This window comes from Lentzea albidocapillata (genome assembly GCF_000719115.1).
In the GTDB taxonomy this organism is placed as follows: Bacteria; Actinomycetota; Actinomycetes; order Mycobacteriales; family Pseudonocardiaceae; genus Lentzea; species Lentzea albidocapillata.
Genome location: NZ_JOEA01000011.1, coordinates 169,251 through 186,501 on the forward strand (window position 1 = coordinate 169,251; position 17,251 = coordinate 186,501).

Consider the following 17,251-nt stretch of genomic DNA (forward strand, 5'->3'; position numbering starts at 1 on the left):
CGAGCGCTCGGAGAACCCAAGAAAGCCTCGCCGGAGGAGCGAGATGTAGGTTGACCAGGAGTTTTGTATGGGCTGAGTGAGGGCGGGCGAAGGTATGGATCAGGTGTTTGCTAGTCGTCGAGCACGTTGACACTGGTTACACCAGGTGACATGCAGTGACCTGACGTACTTTGTCAGACCTGGGCGTTACCGTTGCATCGTGCCGCCAGCCAACGATCGCCGCATCCTTCACTTCACGGACGTCGCCAACGTTCCGAAGATCATTGCTGCGGGCGGCATCTGGCCAGACAACGTGATGACAAACCAGTCCTATGCCTTCAGGGACTGTGCATCCGCCGACATCAAGGAGGCGCGGCGTACGAAACCTGTGCCGATGCCACCATACGGCTGTGTAGGCGACTACGTTCCGTTCTACTACGCGCCGCGGTCTCCGATGATGAGCGCTATCAGCAAGGGTGGCGTGCCCGGCTACAGCGACTCCCGTCAGCTTGTTTATTTCGCTTCAACAGTCGGCGCAGTTTGCGCGGCGGGCCTTGGATGGGTCTGCACCGATGGTAATGCCAGAACAGGACTGACTCGATTCTTTGGGACTCTGGAAGAGTTGGAGTCGAAGATTGATTGGTCGATAATGGAGGAGCGGTACTGGGCTAACACCGCAGACGACGGCGACAGGAAGCGTCGACGAATGGCGGAGTTCCTTGTGCATGGCTTCTTTCCGATCGGTCTTGTTACGGGTATTGCGACCCATAATCAAGGTATTATGGACTCCATCGAAGGTTTCTTACCTCCGCATATCTTCACTGCAGTTAAGCCCGAACTCTACATCTGAAAGGGGGCGACGTGATCGAGGAAGCGCACGGAAATCTTTTGGCGGCTGACGTTGAGGCTCTTGTGAATACGGTGAACACTGTGGGGGTGATGGGCAAGGGTATTGCACTTCAGTTCAAGCGCGCGTTCCCGGATAACTACTCAGAGTACGAGCGGGCCTGTAAGCGAGATGAAGTTGAGCTGGGGAAGATGTTCGTGCACGAAACTGGTGCAATGAACAACCCGAAGTTCATCGTCAACTTTCCTACTAAGAAGCATTGGAAGTCGAGTTCGAAGCTCCGGGATGTCGCTTCTGGACTTACTGCGCTTCGGGATGTGATTCGAGAGTTGAATATCCGCTCGATCGCTATCCCGCCGCTAGGCTGTGGAAACGGCGGGTTGGACTGGCGGGAAGTTTATCCGCTGATACGTGAGATCCTGAAGGATCTTCAGGATGTTCGGATCTTGATCTATCCGCCTGAGGGTGCACCTGCGGCTGCGGACATGCCGGTTCGCACTAAGCGCCCTCAGATGACGAGGACGCGCGCTGCGCTTCTTCTTGCCTTCGAGCGTTATATTCAGCGAAGTGTTTCCACGGGGCTTTCTGACACACGTGAAATGTCTATCGTTGAAGCGCAAAAGGCGGCCTACTTCCTGCAGGTGGCTGGATGGGGAATCAAGTTCGACTTCGTTCCAAGTCATTTCGGACCCTTTGCGCAGACGGTGAACCAGTTTATAAGCCATTCGGAAGGGCACTTCATATACGGTTTTGGTGACGGAAGTTCGGGAAGCAAGGCGACTCTAACGCTGGACGAACGTGCTGTTGCTGAAGCGCATGAACTGCTTGGTGACGACGAGAAGTTCCGGGATGTGCTCAACCGGTTCTCGCAGATAGTCGATGGATTTGAGTTCCCGTACGGCGTTGAGCTGCTCTCGACTGTGCACTTCGTGGTTGAAGGAAGGGCTACCCCTCCGACTATCGAAGAAGTTGTAGCGGAGATTCAAAGTTGGTCAACGCGAAAGGGGCGGATATTCAAGCATGAGCAAGCGTCCTTGGCCTATGAACATCTCGTGAGTGCAAAAGTTGTAGAGCCTGTTTCTGCTGGTTAGCTCGGCGCTTTAGTGTTCGGGTGTTGAGCTGATCCTGAATTTGACCAAGGTGGTTGGTGAGCGCAGGCTGCTCTTGCTCGATGGGTGCTCGACTGCGCGGAGTCGGCTCAAGGCCACCAGCCCTCCAACGAATCGATCTTCCCTGACATGCTTCAACGGGCTACGTGCTCAGTCCGACACTCGTGAGCACCGTTGGAACAGCTCGTGGTGGGCCTGTGGTGGTCTCACGTCTGCTGGAGCACCGATGGCCGCCACATCCTCGTTGAAGCGGGCCTTGTGCCGATGGCCGCAGACCAGTTCGATCACGCGCGGCTGTCCATGGCGCAGCGCATCTACATGGGGCTGTAAGACGGCCAACGGCGTGCTGCTGAAGCCCTGGGATGGCACTCGGCGAGTCCAAGACAGACCTTGCCGGAGCACGGCGAAGTTGAGTGACCAGCAGTTTTGTGTGGGTTAAGTGCGGGGCGACCTGAGCAAAGCGAAACCCCCAGGCCTGTGACCTGGGGGTTTGGTGGGCCGCCAGGGACTCGAACCCTGAACCCGAAGATTAAAAGTCTCCTGCTCTGCCAATTGAGCTAGCAGCCCTCGCCGGGACAGCCTACCGATCTCCACCTCCGCATGTCCTCCGGGTTCCCAACCTCTCAGCGACTCTGAGCGGGCCAAGTTCGTGGGTGGGCTCGGTGAGGACGAGTTCAAGGTCATCGACGTGGCCGCCGGGATTGCTGACGGGCGCGACCGCGACGAGGTCGTCCTCACCGACGAGGAGATCAGGCTCTTGGCGACGTCTCGCGGCCCGTGCTCAACTACCCTGCGCCGCTGCCGCAGAGCGACGTCCGCTACTAGGTAGAGCCTGCTCCACCCCGAGAACGGAAGCGTGCATGACTGCGCGGACACCACCCTGATTGGGAATCTGTCCTCACCACGGCAAGGGGAGGCACAGAGTGAAGAAGACGCTGGTAGGAGTGCTGGCAACGGCCATGCTGTTCACCGGGACGGCGATGGCCGCGCCGGCGAGCGACGTGCAGAAGCAGCTTGACGGGCTCACCAAGCAGCACGAGTTCCCGGCGGCGTTGGCGACGATCACCGACGGCAACGGCAGGGCGAGCGCCTACACCTCGGGCACGTCCGAGCTGAACAAGCGGACGCCTGTGCCCAGGAACGGGCAGGTGCGTGCCGGGTCCAACACCAAGGCTTTCGTCGCGACGGTGGTCATGCAGCTCGTCGGTGAGGGCAAGGTCGAGCTCGACAAGCCGATCAACCACTACCTGCCGGGCGCGATCAAGGACGACCGGATCACGGTGCGGCAGTTGCTCAACCACACCAGCGGGCTCGCGAATTACACGCAGTACCTGGGGGTGGGCAATTTCGAGGAGTTGCGGCACCGCTACTTCGAGCCGCGTGAGTTGCTCGACATTGGCAACGCGCACCCCGTCACCAACCAGCCGGGCGAGAAGTTCAAGTACAGCAACACGAACTACGTGCTGCTCGGCCTGTTGATCCAGAAGGTCACCGGTCGTCCGGTCGCGGAGAACGTCGACCAGCGCATCGTGCGGAAGCTGAACCTGAATGACACCTACTGGCCCGGCGTGGGTGAGCAGGGCATCCGCGGCAAGCACGCGCACGGGTACGCCAAGACCGGCAACGGCATTGAGGACGTCACCGAGATGGACCCCTCCTGGGGCTGGGCGGCAGGCCAGATCATCTCCACCACCAAGGACCTCAACACCTTCTACCGCGGTCTGCTGAAGGGCGACCTGGTGAAGAAGGCTCAGCTGGACGAGATGAAGAAGACCGTCGACACCGCGGGCGAGATGTGGCCGGGCGTGGAGTACGGACTCGGCATCGCCAGTGTGCCGTTGTCCTGTGGTGGCCGGTCGTGGGGTCACGGTGGCGACATCCACGGTTACGAGACGCGGGGCGGGGTCACCGATTCCGGCAGGGCGTTCTCCGTTGCTGTCACGGCATTGCCCGGCACGTTCCAGGACACGCCGGAAGAAGCCGGTAAGGCGCACGAGGCAGTTCTGGCCACTGTGGACGCTGCTCTGTGTGGTGCCAAGTGATCGCGGTTGCTGCGCTTACGGCGCTGACTCTCCTTGTCCCCCAACAGCTCGACCAGATCGTCAAGGACGGCACGCCCGGCGTGGAGGCCCATGTCAACGGGCACAACCACGCTAGGGGCAACGCGCCGGTCAACGGGCAGGTTCGCATCGGCAGCATCACCAAGTCGTTCGTGGCGGTGGCGACGCTCCAACTCGTGGCCGGGAACGGGGTCGAGCTCGACAAGCCCGTCAACCGGTACGTGCCGCACATCAAGGACAGCCGCATCACCGTGCGGCAGGTCCTGCAGCACACCAGCGGGTTGCCGGACTACGTCATGCAGGTCGGCGTTCCGAAGATCGCCGACGTTCGCGACAGGTACTTCGCGCCGCACGACCTGCTGGACGTCGCGCTGAGTCAGACGGTGAGGTTCCAGCCGGGCGAGAGGTACGAGTACAGCAACACGAACTACGTCGTCGCCGGGCTGTTGATCCAGAAGGTCACCGGACGGCCGGTCGGCGAGGCGATCCAGAAGGTCATCACCAAGGCCGGGCTCAGGGACACGTACTGGCCTGACCAGGGCGAGCAACGCATCCGCGGCAGGCACGCCCAGGCCTACGCGCTGAGCGACCTGCTCGACCCGAAGTCGAAAGTGGTCAATGCGACCGAACTCGACACGTCCGCCGCGTGGGCGTCCGGTGCGATGGTGTCCACGCCCGCCGACGTCGCCAAGTTCTACAAGACGCTGCTGCAGGGCGGTCTCCTTGCGAAGCCGCAGCTCGACGAGATGCGCAGGACCGTCGCGGTTGACGAGAAGAGCGCCTACGGGCTCGGCTTGGAGAGCACCAAGCTCAGCTGCGGCGGAGTCTGGTGGGGGCACGGCGGGTCGATCCACGGCTGGGCGTCGCTCGGCGGTGCGACCGACGGCGGCAGGAACGCGGCGATCACGCTCACCGCGCTTCCCGGCACGTTCGGGGACGACCCGGCGAAGAAATTCCAGCAGGTGTTCGACGTGATGGACACCGCGCTCTGCAAGAAGAAGTGACGTCAGCGGGCGTACCGGAGCACCCAGAGCATGTCCTGCTCGGTCACCGGTCCGTCCGCGACGCACGCCATCAGCCAGTCCGTCAGCGCCTCCGGATCGATGCCCGCCCCGATCAGCACCAGCTGCGTCGGGGCGTCGTCGACCGGCGTGAACGAGACGTACGCGCCGACGGTGTGGAGCATGAACGTGCCGAGAGGGAACCGCACGAAACCCTTGGCGCGGAACAACCCGTCCGGCCGCGCGCTCAGGAAGTCCATGAACAGCTTGGGATGCAACGGATCCGCGGACTCGAAGGACACGCTGTCGTACAGGGCGTGCGCGTGCGTGGAGTGGTCGTCCAGGTCGTCGAACGACAGCTGTCGCGGGCCCAGGTCCGGCGGCCGGACCTCGAACAGCAGCGCCGGGTCGATCCGGCCAAAGGAAACTGGAAGCACCGGAGCAGAGGAAGGTAGCGTCGGCAACGTCGAGACCCGGTCGACCTTGTTCAGCACCACCAGATCCGCCAGCGCGAGATCGCGGGAGAGATCCGGCACGGCGTCCAGTTCCACCGCGTCGGCCACGTAGATCAGCCCGCCGTACGAGACCCCCGGCGCCTGCAGCACCATCCGCACCATCGCCGCCGGCTCGGCCAGGCCGGACGCCTCGATCACGATGACGTCCAGGTCCGCCGCGGCCAGGCGGGTCAGCATCCCGTCCAGCTCCGTGCCGTCGACCGCGCAGCACAGGCAGCCGTTCGACAGCGACACCATCGAGTCGACCTGGGCCGAGACGGCGAACGCGTCGATGTTGATCTGCCCGAAGTCGTTCACCACGACGCCGATCCGCGTGCCGCCGGACGTGCGCAGCAGGTGGTTGAGCAGGGTGGTCTTGCCGGAACCGAGGAAGCCGGCGAGCACGACTACGGGGATCACGACGTTCCAGGCTAGCCGGTGAACTCCGCGTTCCTCTCCAGCACCCCGATCGCGGTCATCTCTCCTGCGGGACGTAACCCGCGCCGGTGCCGAGGGTGAACCGGCCGCTTCTGAGCAGGTCCAGCGACGCCACCTGCTCCGCGAGCACCAGCGGGTTGCGCTGGGGCAGGATCACGATTCCGGTGGCGAGTTCCAGCGAGGACGTGACCGCCGCCACATAGCTCAGGTGGGCCAGCGGGTCGTCCGGCCCTGCCGTGTCACCGATGTAGAGCCCCTGCGCACCGATGTCCATGATCGAGAAAACCATCGATTTCCATCGATCATTCTCGAAAGTGCAACGGATCGGGCACTTCGCACATCAGAATGACGAGAAGGGGGGCGATGATGACCGAGTTCCTGGCTGCCGCGCTGGCGTTTCCGACTGTGGTGTTCAGCTTCCTGTTGCTGATAGTGCTGGCTTACTGGCTCACAGTGGCGTTGGTGGGCCTGGACTTCGACGCCCCGGTGATGCCGATCTCCATCTCGATGTTCGTCGTGATCACGTGGTTCACCGCGCTGGTCGGCACGGTGCTGACGCCTGAGGGCTCGCTCCGGTACGCCATCCTCGCCGGTTCGCTGCTCGTCGGCGCACTCGTCACGAAGATCCTTCTCATCCCGGTCAAGAACTGGACGAAACCGGAGAAACCGGCGTCCCGCAACGACTTCGTGGGCCGTACCGCGATCGTCAGGACGTCCAAGGTCACCGAGCGGTACGGGCAGGCCGAGGTGACCGCCGACGACGGCGGCACGGCGGTCGTGCAGGTGCGAGCGGCGCAGAGCACCGAACTGACAGCGGGCCAGACCGCGCTGATCTTCGACTACGACGCAGAAGGCGAGTTCTTCTGGGTCGTGGACATCACCACAGGGAGCTGACATGGGTGCGATCTCTACGGGGCTGATCGTGATGATCGCCGTGATCGCGGTTGTGCTGATCTTGGCGCTGATCACGCTGAGCAGGCTGTTCAAGAAGTGCGAGCAGGGCAAGGCGCTGATCGTCTCGAAGATGCGCAAGGTCGACGTGACGTTCACGGGAACCGTTGTCCTGCCCGTGCTGCACAGGTGCGAGACGATGGACATCTCGGTGAAGACCATCGAGATCCGCAGGGCCGGCAACGAGGGCCTGATCTGCAAGGACAACATCCGCGCGGACATCCGCATCACGTTCTTCGTGCGGGTCAACAAGACCGTCGAGGACGTCATCAAGGTCGCGCAGGCGATCGGCACCGAGCGGGCGAGCCACGAGCAGACGCTGCAGGAGCTGTTCAACGCCAAGTTCTCCGAGGCGCTCAAGACCGTCGGCAAGCAGCTCGACTTCGTCGACCTCTACACCCATCGCGACGAGTTCCGCGACCGGATCGTGCAGGTCATCGGCACCGACCTCAACGGCTACAGCCTCGAGGACGCGGCCATCGACTACCTGGAGCAGACGCCGCTCAAGCAGCTCGACCCGGCGAACATCCTGGACGCGCAGGGCATCCGCAAGATCACCGAGCTGACCGCGATCGAGCACGTCAAGACCAACGAGTTCACCCGCAACGAGGAGAAGGAGATCACGCGCCAGAACGTCAGCGCGCGTGAGGCGATCCTCGAGCTCGAACGGCGCCAGGCCGACGCGGAGATCAAGCAGAAGCGCGCGATCGAGACCGCCCGCGCGCAGCAGGAGGCGGAGACGCAGAAGGTGCAGGCCGAGGAACGCCTCAAGGCCAACACCGCCTTCATCCGCACCGAGGAACAGCTCGGCATCCAGACCGAGAACAAGGCCCGCGAGATCGCCGTCGCCGAGAAGAACCGCGAGCGCGTGATCGCCGTCGAGACCGAGCGCATCGAGAAGGACCGGCTGCTGGAGGTCATCGCCCGCGAACGCGAGACCTCGCTGCGCATGATCGAGAAGGACAAGGAGCTCGAGCACGAGCGCCGCGCGATCGCCGACCTGGTGCGCGAGCGGGTCGCCGTCGAGAAGACGGTGGCCGAGCAGGAGGAGAACATCAAGCGCCTGCGTGCGGTCGAGGAAGCCGAGCGCGACCGCCAGCAGATCATCATCAGGGCCGAGGCCTCGGCCCAGGAATCGCTGGTCAAGGACATCAAGGCCGCCGAGGCCGCGGAACAGTCCGCACAGCACAAGGCCCGCGAGGAGGTCGTGCTCGCCGAGGCGCGCAACAAGGCCGCCGAGCTGGACACCCGTTCCAAGATCCGTCTCGCGGAGGGCACCCAGGCAGAAGCCGCGGCCAAGGGCCTGGCGGACGCACTGGTCAAGGAACGCGACGCCGCCGCGTCCGAGGCGTTCGGCCGCGCCGAGGCCGTGGTCGACCGCGAGAAGGCCCTGGCCGACGCCGAGGGCATCAAGGAACGCCTCAAGGGCGAAGCGGAAGGCCTGTCGCACAAGGCAGAGGCGATGGCCTCGCTCGACACCGCGACCCGCGAGCACGAGGAGTACCGGCTGCGCCTCGAAGCCGAGAAGGAGATCCGCCTCAAGGGCATCGACGTGCAGCGCCAGATCGCCGAGGCCCAGGCCATGGTCCTCGCGGCCGGCCTGGAGAAGGCCGACATCGACATCATCGGTGGCGACACGATGTTCTTCGACAGGATCGCCAGCTCGATCACCGCAGGCAAGCAGGTCGACGGCTTCGTCGGCAACTCGGACGTGGTGCAGGCGCTGGGGTCCAAGTGGATGGACGGGTCGGCGAACTTCCCGGAGGACCTGACCAAGATCCTCAGTTCGTTCACCACCGGTGACGCGCAGAACATCGCCGCGGCGATCGCGCTGACCCAGATGGCCAAGAACAACGGCCAGAACGCATGACACAACTCGACGCGGGCACTTATGAGGTGCTGCGGGCCCGACTGGCCGAACAGGCGGTCGGGCTCGCCCGCAACACCGAGGCGCTGAACGACCGGCGCGTCGAGACGTTCGGCAGCACAGCCCTCGAACTCGTCGCCACCGAACGCATCCGCACCGAGAACAACTGCGTGCCGCGCGACATCGTCGCGCTGGGCGACGTGATGCTGTTCGGCTACAACGTGTTCATGGGTCTCAAGCCCGAGACCAAGGTCGACGACGTCTTCGCGGTGCACGGCAGGGACTTCGCCACGGTCGAGGCGGAGTTCCTGCAGGACCCGAGATTCCGCAACGACTTCGCCGAGCTGTACCGGTACTACCGCGAAACGCGGCTGCTCCAGCTGCGCACGGTCGAGTCACGGCTGCTCGCGGTGTTCCAGACCGGCGCGCGGATCGAAGACCTCCGCGTGCTGCGCTGGGACATCAAGGTCGACGGCACGGTCACGTACGTCGACAACCGCGGCGACCGCGACCACGTCTTCCCGCCCTCGCACGACTTCACGTGGGTCGAGACGACCCGCGAGCAGCACGTGCTGGGCCGGCACCCGCACATCGCGATCGACGACGAGGTCTTCGTCGAGGCGGTCGGCGGCACGCTGACCGTCAAGATCGAGAACAACACCGAGTCCGGCCAGGGCGTCTACGAAGAGCCCGTCGACGAACCGTTGCAGAGCCTCGCGGACGCCGACGTGCACTACGCCCGCGTCGGCCCGCTGATCCTGCTGCGCGTCCTGCCGTACAAGGAAACGGTGTGGCGGCACCTCGTCTTCAACACCCGTACCAAGGTGGTGACGCGGCTCGACGGCATCGGCCAGGCCTGCCAGCGCCTGCCGGAGGACCAGGGGATCATCTTCCCCGGCGGCTACTACCTGGTCACGGGCGCGGACAAGACGTTCGACATCGACACCGACGAGCTGGAGTTCGAGCGGGTCGTCCGGTCGGCGAACGGCGAGGACGTGCTGTTCGTCTTCCACGCCCGCCGCGAGGGCCGCAGCCTCCTGTTGCCCTACAACGTGATCCGCAAGGAGGTCGCGACCCCCATCACGTGCCACGGCTACTCGCTCTTCGCCGACGGCACGCTGGTGGTGTTCCGCGAGACCAGCTCAGAGGCCGTGCGCGTGCACCCGATGCAGGTGTGGCGCACGCCGTTCGTCGTCGACGAGGTGCTGCCCGACCAGGCGGGCCCGCTCGCCCGCATCGGCAACGCCGAACTCGTCCGCGGCATCTCGGACTGCCTGTCCATCACCAGGATGAGCGCCGAGATGACCCCGAGCGTGCCGGTGTTCGAGGGCCTGATCGCCCTGTGCACCAGGGTGATCGACGCCGTTCACTGGCTCGATGAACTAGGGCTCAAGCAGGACGTCCAGGCCGTGCGCGCCACGGCCGAGCAGGTACTGGACGAGTTCGAGGCCGTCCGCACGCTCACCGAGCACGCCGCCCGGCAGCTCCACGAGGCCGCGGAGAAGCTGGCGAGCCTGATCAGGCTCGCGAGGTCGGCCGCGCCGCGCAGCGCCGACGAATGGGTGCGGCTGCTGGCCGACCTGCGCTCCGCCCAGGGCCGGCTGATCACCCTCAAGGACCTGAAGTACGTCGACGTCGAAGAGATCGACCGGCGCGAAGCCGAACTGGTCGAGGAGCTCGGTGCGTCCGCGCGCAGAGCCGTCGCGTTCCTCAGTGGCGAGGGCGCGTTCGCCCAGTACCACGAGGAGATCGACCAGATCGCGGCCGTGGAGCTGAAGACCGCCACCGAGGCGAAGCCGTTGCGCGAACGGCTCGCGCAGCAGCAGGCCGGGCTGGAGGTGCTGACCGAGGTCGTCAGCACCCTCGACGCCGCCGATACCACGACCCGCACGCAGATCCTGGCGAGCATCGGCGAGGTGCTCGCCGCCGTCAACCGCGCCCGCGCCACTGTGGACGGTCGCCGCGCCCAGCTCGCGAACGCCGAGGGCCGCGCCGAGTTCGCCGCGGAGTTCGCGTTGCTCGGCCAGGCCATCACCGGCGCGCTGTCGGTCGCGGACACCCCGCAACGATGTGACGACCAGCTCGGCAGACTGTTGCTACAGCTGGAGAACCTGGAGTCGCGGTTCGGCGAGTTCGACGACTTCCTCGCTCAGGTCGGCGCCAAGCGCACGGACGTCTACGAGGCCTTCTCCGCCCGCAAGCAGACGCTGCTCGACGAACGCGCCCGCAGGGCCGACCGGCTCGTGCAGTCCGCGGAACGGGTGCTCGGCACGATCCGCCGCCGCGTCGGGAAGCTGACCTCGACCGACGAGATCAACACGTACTTCGCCGGCGACCCGATGGTCGCCAAGGTCCGCGCGGTCGGCGAGCAGCTCAGGGAACTCGGCGACGCCAGGGCCGACGAGCTCGACGCGAGTCTGCGCGATGCCCGGCAAGAGGGAGGCCGGGCACTACGCGACCGGGCCGATCTGTACGACGGCGCGTCGATCGTGCTCGGCCGTCATCGCTTCCCGGTGACGACCGAGCCGATGAACCTCACCCTCGTGCCGCGCGACGGCAGGCTGTTCTACGCGGTCACCGGCACGGACTACCGCAGCGAGATCACCGATCCCGCGTTCGAGGCCACCAGGCCGTTCTGGGACCAGCTGCTCGTCTCGGAGACGCAGCACGTCTACCGCTCCGAGCACCTCGCCGGGAGCCTGCTCGCCGAGGGCCGCACCGACGTCACGAACGCCGCCGCGGAACGCTACGACGAGGGCTACGAGAAGGGCGTCCACGACCACGACGCCGAGAAGATCCTCGCTGTCCTGCAACGACTTCACGCCGGCGCCGGACTGCTCAGGTATCCGCCGCGGACCCGCGCCGAGGCACAGGTCTTCTGGTCCGAGCAGCCCGAGGACCAACGCGCGGTGTGGTCGCGCAAGGCCGAGTCGCTGGCCCGCGCTCGCATGATCTTCGGTGGCACGCACGGGATTCCCGAGCTGTGCAAGCAGTTCGGGCTCGAGGACCTCACCGCCGAGTACCTGTTCGAGGAACTCGCCTGCGAGCCCAGGGGATTCGTCACCAGCAAGGCCGCCCGCGCGGTGATCGACAGGTTCCGCGCCGTGGTCACCGAGGAACTCCGCGACCGCGACCTGATCGAGGCGTGGCTCAGTGCGTTCCTGAAGGACGAGGAGTGCCCGGAGTTCCCCGAGGTCGTGGCGATCCTGCTCACCGACCTGCCGCGCTACGACTCCAGCGCGGCGCTGGCCGAGACCGTCACGGGCCTGCTCGGCACGCACCCCCGCGTGCGGGACCAGTCGATGGACCTGCGCCTCGACGAGGCCCTCACCAGGCTCAGGGCTTTCACCACCGAACAGGTACCGGCGTTCCGCGCCTACCAACGCCGGCGCGACGAGCTGCTGGCCGGGGAACGCCGCAGGCTCAGGCTCGACGACTACCAGCCGGCGGTGCTGAACACGTTCGTGCGCAACAGGTTGCTGAACGAGGTCTACCTGCCGTTGATCGGTGACAACCTCAGCAAGCAGCTCAACGACGGCACTGGCCTGCTGATGCTGATCTCCCCGCCCGGCTACGGCAAGACGACGCTGATGGAGTACGTCGCGAACCGCCTGGGCATGGTGTTCGTCAAGGTCAACGGGCCGGCGCTGGGCACCGGCGTCACCTCGCTCGACCCGGAGGAGGCACCGAACGCCACCGCGCGCCAGGAGGTCGAGCGGATCAACTTCGCGTTCGCCCTGGGCAGCAACGTCCTGCTGCACCTCGACGACATCCAGCACACCTCACCGGAGCTGCTGCAGAAGTTCATCTCGCTGTGCGACGCCCAACGCCGCGTCGAGGGCGTCTGGGACGGCGAGCCGCGTACGTTCGACCTGCGGGGCAAGCGCTTCGCCGTGTCGATGGCCGGCAACCCGTACACCGAGACCGGCCGGGCGTTCCGGGTGCCCGACATGCTCGCGAACCGCGCGGACGTGTGGAACCTGGGCGACGTGCTGTCCGGTCGCGATGCCCTGTTCGCGTTGAGCTACCTGGAGAACGCGTCCGGCTCGAACCCGGTCCTGGGCGGTGTCGACGTGGAACCGTTGGTGCGCCTGGCGAACGGCGAGAGCGTCCGGCACGAGTACGAGACCGTCGAACTCGAACGCATGCTGTCCGTCGTCCGGAAGCTGCAACGGATCCAGCAGGTCGTGCTCAAGGTCAACCAGGCGTACATCGCGTCGGCGGCGGACCCGTCCGAACGGCCGTTCCTGTTGCAGGGCAGCTATCGCAACATGAACAGGATGGCCGCGCGGATCGTGCCGGCGATGAACGACGACGAGGTCGAGGCGTTGATCGACGACCACTACCTCGGTGAGGCGCAGCTGCTCGGCGCGCTGGCGGAAGCGAACCTCGCGAAACTCAGGGAGCTCAAGGCCTAGTCGTCGTCACAGCTCAGCTCGAACCGGCCGTCCTCCGGCCCGCGCAGGTCGACCGGTTCGAGCTGGTGCTCCTCCAAGAAGTCGCAGATCTCCTTGGTGTCGAGCGGCCACCGCAGGCAGTGCTTGAAGTCGTCGCCGAAGAGCTTCGAGTCGCACTGCAGCAGGTCGTGCAGGTTGGGCAGTGGTTTGCCCGGAGATGGCGAAGGCGACGGTCTGTGCTTCGGCTGCGGAGGCCGGGCGGCGTCACCGGGCGGGGGCGGCGGTGGTGGTGGAGGCTGCGGCCGCTCGACCCCGACGGCGGAGACGGTGGTGGTGGCGGTCGCGGTGACGACCTCGGGCGGCGGGGGCGACGGTGCGACCAGGCGAATGTCGACGGGCTTGTCCAGGGGTGCCGAGAACAGAGCCGCGATCAGGGCAGCGCCCATCAACGCGACCGCGGCTGCGAAATAGCCGCGGTGTCTGACACCAGTCATCGCTTCCGCTCCCCAGGTTCCGCCTGCCCGGTAGCCGCCGTCCCCGTGGAATCGTTGCGCCCGCTAACGGTGTTACAGGTTCAGCCCGTCTTGTCCGGCCCGGCGGAGCTCAGCGAGATCCGCAGGATCACGCGCTGCTCGCGCTGCATTGCCGCCCGGTAGTCGTTCCAGTCGGAGTGCTCGCCGGAGATCGTGCGGTAGTACTGGACCAGCAGGTCCATGGCCTCGGGCAACGGCACGACCGTCGCGGTTCCGTTGAGCTGGATCCAGCGGCCGAAGAAGCTGTCGGGCAGCACGCACAGCGAGACGTGCGGATCGCGCTCCACCTGCTTCGTCTTGTACGCGGTGGCTCGCGTGGAAACGAGCACATCGCCGTTGTCGTCGAGCGCGACGAGCACCGGCGACATGGCCGGCGTGCCGTCGGACTTCAGTGCGCAGAACACCGCGCGGTGCTGACTGCGGAGCACTTCCCGTGCCTGGTCCAGGTCCATGGTCTTCATCCTGGCGAGGCGGGACGATGTCCGCATGTCTGACCCGAACTCCGTGAGCTGGCAGCTGCACGCGGACCCGACGATGTGGATCGCCGGGATCGCGAGCCTCTACCTGCAGGCACTGCACCCCAAGGCGGTCGCGGGTGTCGTCCAGAACTCGAACTTCCAGGCCGATCCGCTCGGCAGGCTCAAGCGCACGGCGGATTTCGTCGGCCTCGGCGTCTACGGCACCGACGAGGAGATCGCCACCGCCGCGGCACGGGTGCGAGCCACGCACCGGAGCCTGCGCGGTGTCGTCGACGGCAGGACGTTCCGCGTGGACGAGCCCGAGCTGTTGCTCTGGGTTCATTGCTCGGAGGTTTCCTGCTTCGAAACAGTGCTCGACCGTGCGGGGTACGGACTGTCCGACCGGCAGAAGGACCTCTACTACGCCGAGCAGCGATCCGCAGCCGCTTTGGTCGGATTGCACCCGGATGAAGTACCGGGTTCCAGGCGTGAAATGGCTGAGTACTTCGACCGGATGCGTCCCGTTCTGCGCCGAACGACCGATTCTGATGTGATCTACGACTTCTTGCATGGTCCGCCGGTGCAAGGTTTGCTCCGCCACGGACTGCCCGTGTACCGGGTTCTCGTGGGCCACCTGGCCTATTCGGTACTACCCGGCTGGGCTCTCGAACTACACGGCCGTGAGCCGTACGCGCATGCCGACCGATGGCTGCGAATGATGCGCCGAGCTGCGCTTTTGGTGCCCGGCAAGATCAGGAGACTCGCTCCGCCCGGCCATCTGAAGCGAGCGATCGAACGTCACGGCCGACATGTGACACCCAGCAAAGCGAGGCTTCCGTAGTTGTCATACATCACAGTCGATCACCGCCGCAGGTCCGTAGCATTGCGCACGAATCCACAACACCCCCGGAAGGCCTGTCGTGATCCGTCGTGCCGTGCTCCTGACTGCCGTAGCGGTGTTCGCCACCGCCTGTGGGAGCGGTGACACCAGCACAGTCATCGGACGTGCTGACTCCGGGAAGCTGACCATCGGCATCCGTTACGACCAGCCGGGCCTGAGCGAGCGGCGCCTCGACGGCCGGTACGTCGGCTTCGACGTGGACGTCGCCAAGTACGTGGCGAACGAGCTCGGGGTGGAGGAAGGCGGCATCACCTTCAAGGAGGCGCGTGGCGCCGCCCGCGAGTCGATGCTCGAGAACGGCGAGGCCGACCTGATCATCGCCTCGTACTCGATCACCGATGCCCGCAAGGAGAAGGTCGCCTTCGCCGGCCCGTACTTCGAGACGGGCCAGGGGATGCTGGTGCGCTATACCGAGAACTCCATCCAGGGCCCTGAGACCATGAACGGCCGCAAACTGTGCTCGGTCAAGGGTTCGACCTCCGCGCAGAAGGTGAAGTCGGACTTCGCCCAGCAGGTGCAGATCATCGAGTACGGCCAGTACTCCGACTGTGTGATCGCTCTCATGGCGGGCAACGTCGATGCCGTCACGACCGACGAGGTCATCCTCGCCGGGTTCGCCGCGGAGAACCCCGAACTGCTCAAGCTCGTCGGCAAGACCTTCTCCAAGGAGCGTTATGGCATCGGCGTGCCGAAGGGTGACGCCGAGTCGCGCGACGCCGTGAACAAGGCAATCGAGAAGATGATTTCGAGCGGTGAGTGGAAGCGGGCCCTCGAACGCAACGTCGGTCCGTCGGGTTACGAGATCCCGCAGCCACCCCAGATCACCGAAAAGTCCTAGGACGTAGCGGCCGACTTCGACGTCCAGGTGGCCCAGTCGAACGCCCAGTCGTAGTAGTCGCCGTCCGACGCCTGCAACGGCTGGGACGAACCGACGACCTCGACCGGGTCACCCAGCATCGTCAGGTCGTAGAAGATCTTCGCGTTGGCGCCGGACAGGTTCGCGCACCCGTGGGAGACGTTCTCCTTGCCCTGCTTCGGGATCGTGTTGTTGTTCTCGTGCACGAACTCGCCGTTCTGCGAGATCAGCACGGCCCACGTGACCGGGATGTCCTTGTAGCCGAAGACCGCGTTGGTCATCGTCCGCGCGGCCTGCTTCTGCTGCACCACGTGGATGCCGCCGCGGGTCTCGGCGCGCTTGTCGTTCTCCATCCCGTACGACGCCGGGAAGTTGTGCAGCAGCACGCCGTCGCGGTAGATCTCGAACCGCTTGGTCTGGGTGTTCGCCTTGGCGACCAGCGCCCGGTCCGCGATCTTGAACTGCACGTGCAGGTCGGAGGCTCCGTACGCGCCGCCCCCGAACGGCACGCCGTAGACACCGACGTCGACCGAGACCTCGGTGTTCGGCTTCCAATACTCACGCGGCCGCCAGTGCGCTTCTTGGTCCGACAGCCACGCCCAAGCGCCCTCGGTCGGGACGGAAGTCGTGACGGTCATGGACTTCTGCACGGCGGCCTTGTCCGCGACCGGCGCGCTGAAGGTCACCTTGACCGGCTGCGCGATGCCGTATGTCTGGTGGTCGCCGACGTTCAGCTTCGCGCCGGTGAGCCGCTGCGGCTTGATGGTGCGGAACGACCCGGTGACCGGGACGTCGGTCCCGTCCTCACCCTTGGCCGAACCGGACCAGGTGTACGCCTTGTCGTAGCCCAGGTCCTCGGTCGCGACCCAGCGACCGGCGGAGAGCTCCCCCTTCACCACCCGGCCGTCGGCGCCCGTTAGTACGACGGCGGTCAGCGCGCCACCGATCATTCCGACCTCGAATGGTCCGGCCGGGCTGATCCCCTCACCCGATGACGGGGTCACCGTCAGTACTGCCTTCGCCTTCTGCTCCGCGGCCGGTGCAGTGGCTTGCGAACCGGCCTCGGGCGCACCGTCGGGCGCGGCACTGCAGGCGGTCAATCCCAGTAGTAGAGCCAAAACCAGTGGCCGGAACACGGTCCCCCCAAGATCCCCTCGTCCAACGAACATGAGGACGCGCGGCGGTGGAACACGTTGCTCGGCAAATTGCGATCACCCACCCGGACCAGCGGCTTTCCTCCTATTGAGGCACCCAACCGGCCGGTAATGATCTGTAGTGCTATGACCAATCACACGTTAGGCTGACCCGCGCAGGCCGTGGTTTCTGTGTTCGTGCTTCACACGCTCGCGGAACGACACGC

Annotated in this window: 15 protein-coding genes and 1 tRNA gene; 10 read left to right on the forward strand and 6 right to left on the reverse strand. The window is 65.4% G+C overall.

Features of this window, described 5'->3' with window-relative positions:
- Nucleotides 1-199: 199 nt before the first annotated feature.
- From darT to IG04_RS46545, 3 genes are all read left to right on the forward strand, one after another.
- The gene (gene darT, locus IG04_RS45370) at nucleotides 200-829 is read left to right on the forward strand and encodes a type II toxin-antitoxin system toxin DNA ADP-ribosyl transferase DarT (RefSeq protein WP_159460476.1); all 630 of its coding nucleotides are present in this window, start codon (nucleotides 200-202) and stop codon (nucleotides 827-829) included.
- Between the two features lie 11 nt (nucleotides 830-840).
- Nucleotides 841-1,917, forward strand: a complete 1,077-nt coding sequence (gene darG, locus IG04_RS45375; RefSeq protein WP_084401481.1) for a type II toxin-antitoxin system antitoxin DNA ADP-ribosyl glycohydrolase DarG — start codon at nucleotides 841-843, stop codon at nucleotides 1,915-1,917.
- A 192-nt stretch (nucleotides 1,918-2,109) separates the two neighbouring features.
- Entirely contained in the window at nucleotides 2,110-2,265 is a 156-nt protein-coding gene (locus tag IG04_RS46545; RefSeq protein WP_157512946.1) for a hypothetical protein, read from the forward strand.
- A 161-nt stretch (nucleotides 2,266-2,426) separates the two neighbouring features.
- On the opposite strand, the gene IG04_RS0118380 is transcribed toward IG04_RS46545, so the two are convergent.
- Nucleotides 2,427-2,502: transfer RNA gene (locus IG04_RS0118380), tRNA-Lys, on the reverse strand.
- A gap of 356 nt (nucleotides 2,503-2,858) precedes the next feature.
- On the opposite strand from IG04_RS0118380, the gene IG04_RS0118390 reads away from it, so the two are divergent.
- Nucleotides 2,859-3,977 (forward strand): serine hydrolase domain-containing protein, encoded by a 1,119-nt coding sequence (locus tag IG04_RS0118390; RefSeq protein WP_030477891.1) that lies wholly within the window; start codon nucleotides 2,859-2,861, stop codon nucleotides 3,975-3,977.
- On the forward strand, nucleotides 3,974-4,999 hold the full coding sequence (locus tag IG04_RS0118395; RefSeq protein WP_051770157.1) for a serine hydrolase domain-containing protein: 1,026 nt from the start codon (nucleotides 3,974-3,976) through the stop codon (nucleotides 4,997-4,999). The genes IG04_RS0118390 and IG04_RS0118395 overlap by 4 nt, the downstream gene beginning before the upstream one ends.
- 2 nt (nucleotides 5,000-5,001) lie before the next feature.
- Here the strand turns inward: IG04_RS0118395 and IG04_RS0118400 are convergent, their stop codons facing one another.
- Nucleotides 5,002-5,910, reverse strand: coding sequence for a CobW family GTP-binding protein (locus tag IG04_RS0118400; RefSeq protein ID WP_030477893.1), 909 nt, complete (start codon nucleotides 5,908-5,910; stop codon nucleotides 5,002-5,004).
- Between the two features lie 55 nt (nucleotides 5,911-5,965).
- A complete protein-coding gene (locus IG04_RS0118405) occupies nucleotides 5,966-6,217 on the reverse strand; it encodes an LLM class flavin-dependent oxidoreductase (protein ID WP_030477894.1) in 252 nt (83 codons plus the stop codon).
- 74 nt (nucleotides 6,218-6,291) lie between these two features.
- Here IG04_RS0118405 and IG04_RS0118410 point away from each other — a divergent pair, with 74 nt between their 5' ends.
- Genes IG04_RS0118410 through IG04_RS0118420 form a run of 3 tightly spaced genes read left to right on the forward strand, consistent with a single transcriptional unit; the run spans nucleotide 6,292 to nucleotide 13,164 of the window.
- Nucleotides 6,292-6,822, forward strand: a complete 531-nt coding sequence (locus IG04_RS0118410; protein WP_248782530.1) for a hypothetical protein — start codon at nucleotides 6,292-6,294, stop codon at nucleotides 6,820-6,822.
- 1 nt (nucleotide 6,823) lies between these two features.
- On the forward strand, nucleotides 6,824-8,749 hold the full coding sequence (locus tag IG04_RS0118415; protein WP_030477896.1) for a flotillin family protein: 1,926 nt from the start codon (nucleotides 6,824-6,826) through the stop codon (nucleotides 8,747-8,749).
- Nucleotides 8,746-13,164 (forward strand): DNA repair ATPase, encoded by a 4,419-nt coding sequence (locus IG04_RS0118420; RefSeq protein WP_084401476.1) that lies wholly within the window; start codon nucleotides 8,746-8,748, stop codon nucleotides 13,162-13,164. The genes IG04_RS0118415 and IG04_RS0118420 overlap by 4 nt, the downstream gene beginning before the upstream one ends.
- Here IG04_RS0118420 and IG04_RS0118425 read toward each other — a convergent pair.
- Nucleotides 13,161-13,637, reverse strand: coding sequence for a hypothetical protein (locus tag IG04_RS0118425; RefSeq protein WP_030477898.1), 477 nt, complete (start codon nucleotides 13,635-13,637; stop codon nucleotides 13,161-13,163). The two genes, IG04_RS0118420 and IG04_RS0118425, sit on opposite strands and share 4 nt — an antisense overlap.
- A gap of 80 nt (nucleotides 13,638-13,717) precedes the next feature.
- Nucleotides 13,718-14,128, reverse strand: a complete 411-nt coding sequence (locus IG04_RS0118430) for a PPOX class F420-dependent oxidoreductase (RefSeq protein WP_030477899.1) — start codon at nucleotides 14,126-14,128, stop codon at nucleotides 13,718-13,720.
- Nucleotides 14,129-14,162: 34 nt separating this feature from the next.
- On the opposite strand from IG04_RS0118430, the gene IG04_RS0118435 reads away from it, so the two are divergent.
- Both IG04_RS0118435 and IG04_RS0118440 read left to right on the forward strand, forming a co-directional pair.
- Nucleotides 14,163-14,975, forward strand: a complete 813-nt coding sequence (locus tag IG04_RS0118435; RefSeq protein ID WP_030477900.1) for an oxygenase MpaB family protein — start codon at nucleotides 14,163-14,165, stop codon at nucleotides 14,973-14,975.
- Between the two features lie 82 nt (nucleotides 14,976-15,057).
- On the forward strand, nucleotides 15,058-15,873 hold the full coding sequence (locus IG04_RS0118440) for a glutamate ABC transporter substrate-binding protein (RefSeq protein ID WP_030477901.1): 816 nt from the start codon (nucleotides 15,058-15,060) through the stop codon (nucleotides 15,871-15,873).
- On the opposite strand, the gene IG04_RS0118445 is transcribed toward IG04_RS0118440, so the two are convergent.
- Complete coding sequence (locus IG04_RS0118445; RefSeq protein ID WP_211257782.1) at nucleotides 15,870-16,991, reverse strand: L,D-transpeptidase; 1,122 nt, start codon at nucleotides 16,989-16,991, stop codon at nucleotides 15,870-15,872. The genes IG04_RS0118440 and IG04_RS0118445 overlap by 4 nt on opposite strands.
- Nucleotides 16,992-17,251 lie beyond the last annotated feature (260 nt).

Coding starts and splice junctions, on each gene's coding strand:
- IG04_RS0118435 (WP_030477900.1), top strand. CDS start 14,163: ATGTCTGACCCGAACTCCGTGAGCTGGCAGCTGCACGCGGACCCGACG.
- IG04_RS0118425 (WP_030477898.1), bottom strand. CDS start 13,637: ATGACTGGTGTCAGACACCGCGGCTATTTCGCAGCCGCGGTCGCGTTG.
- IG04_RS0118430 (WP_030477899.1), bottom strand. CDS start 14,128: ATGGACCTGGACCAGGCACGGGAAGTGCTCCGCAGTCAGCACCGCGCG.
- IG04_RS0118405 (WP_030477894.1), bottom strand. CDS start 6,217: ATGGTTTTCTCGATCATGGACATCGGTGCGCAGGGGCTCTACATCGGT.
- IG04_RS0118410 (WP_248782530.1), top strand. CDS start 6,292: ATGATGACCGAGTTCCTGGCTGCCGCGCTGGCGTTTCCGACTGTGGTG.
- IG04_RS0118420 (WP_084401476.1), top strand. CDS start 8,746: ATGACACAACTCGACGCGGGCACTTATGAGGTGCTGCGGGCCCGACTG.
- IG04_RS0118415 (WP_030477896.1), top strand. CDS start 6,824: ATGGGTGCGATCTCTACGGGGCTGATCGTGATGATCGCCGTGATCGCG.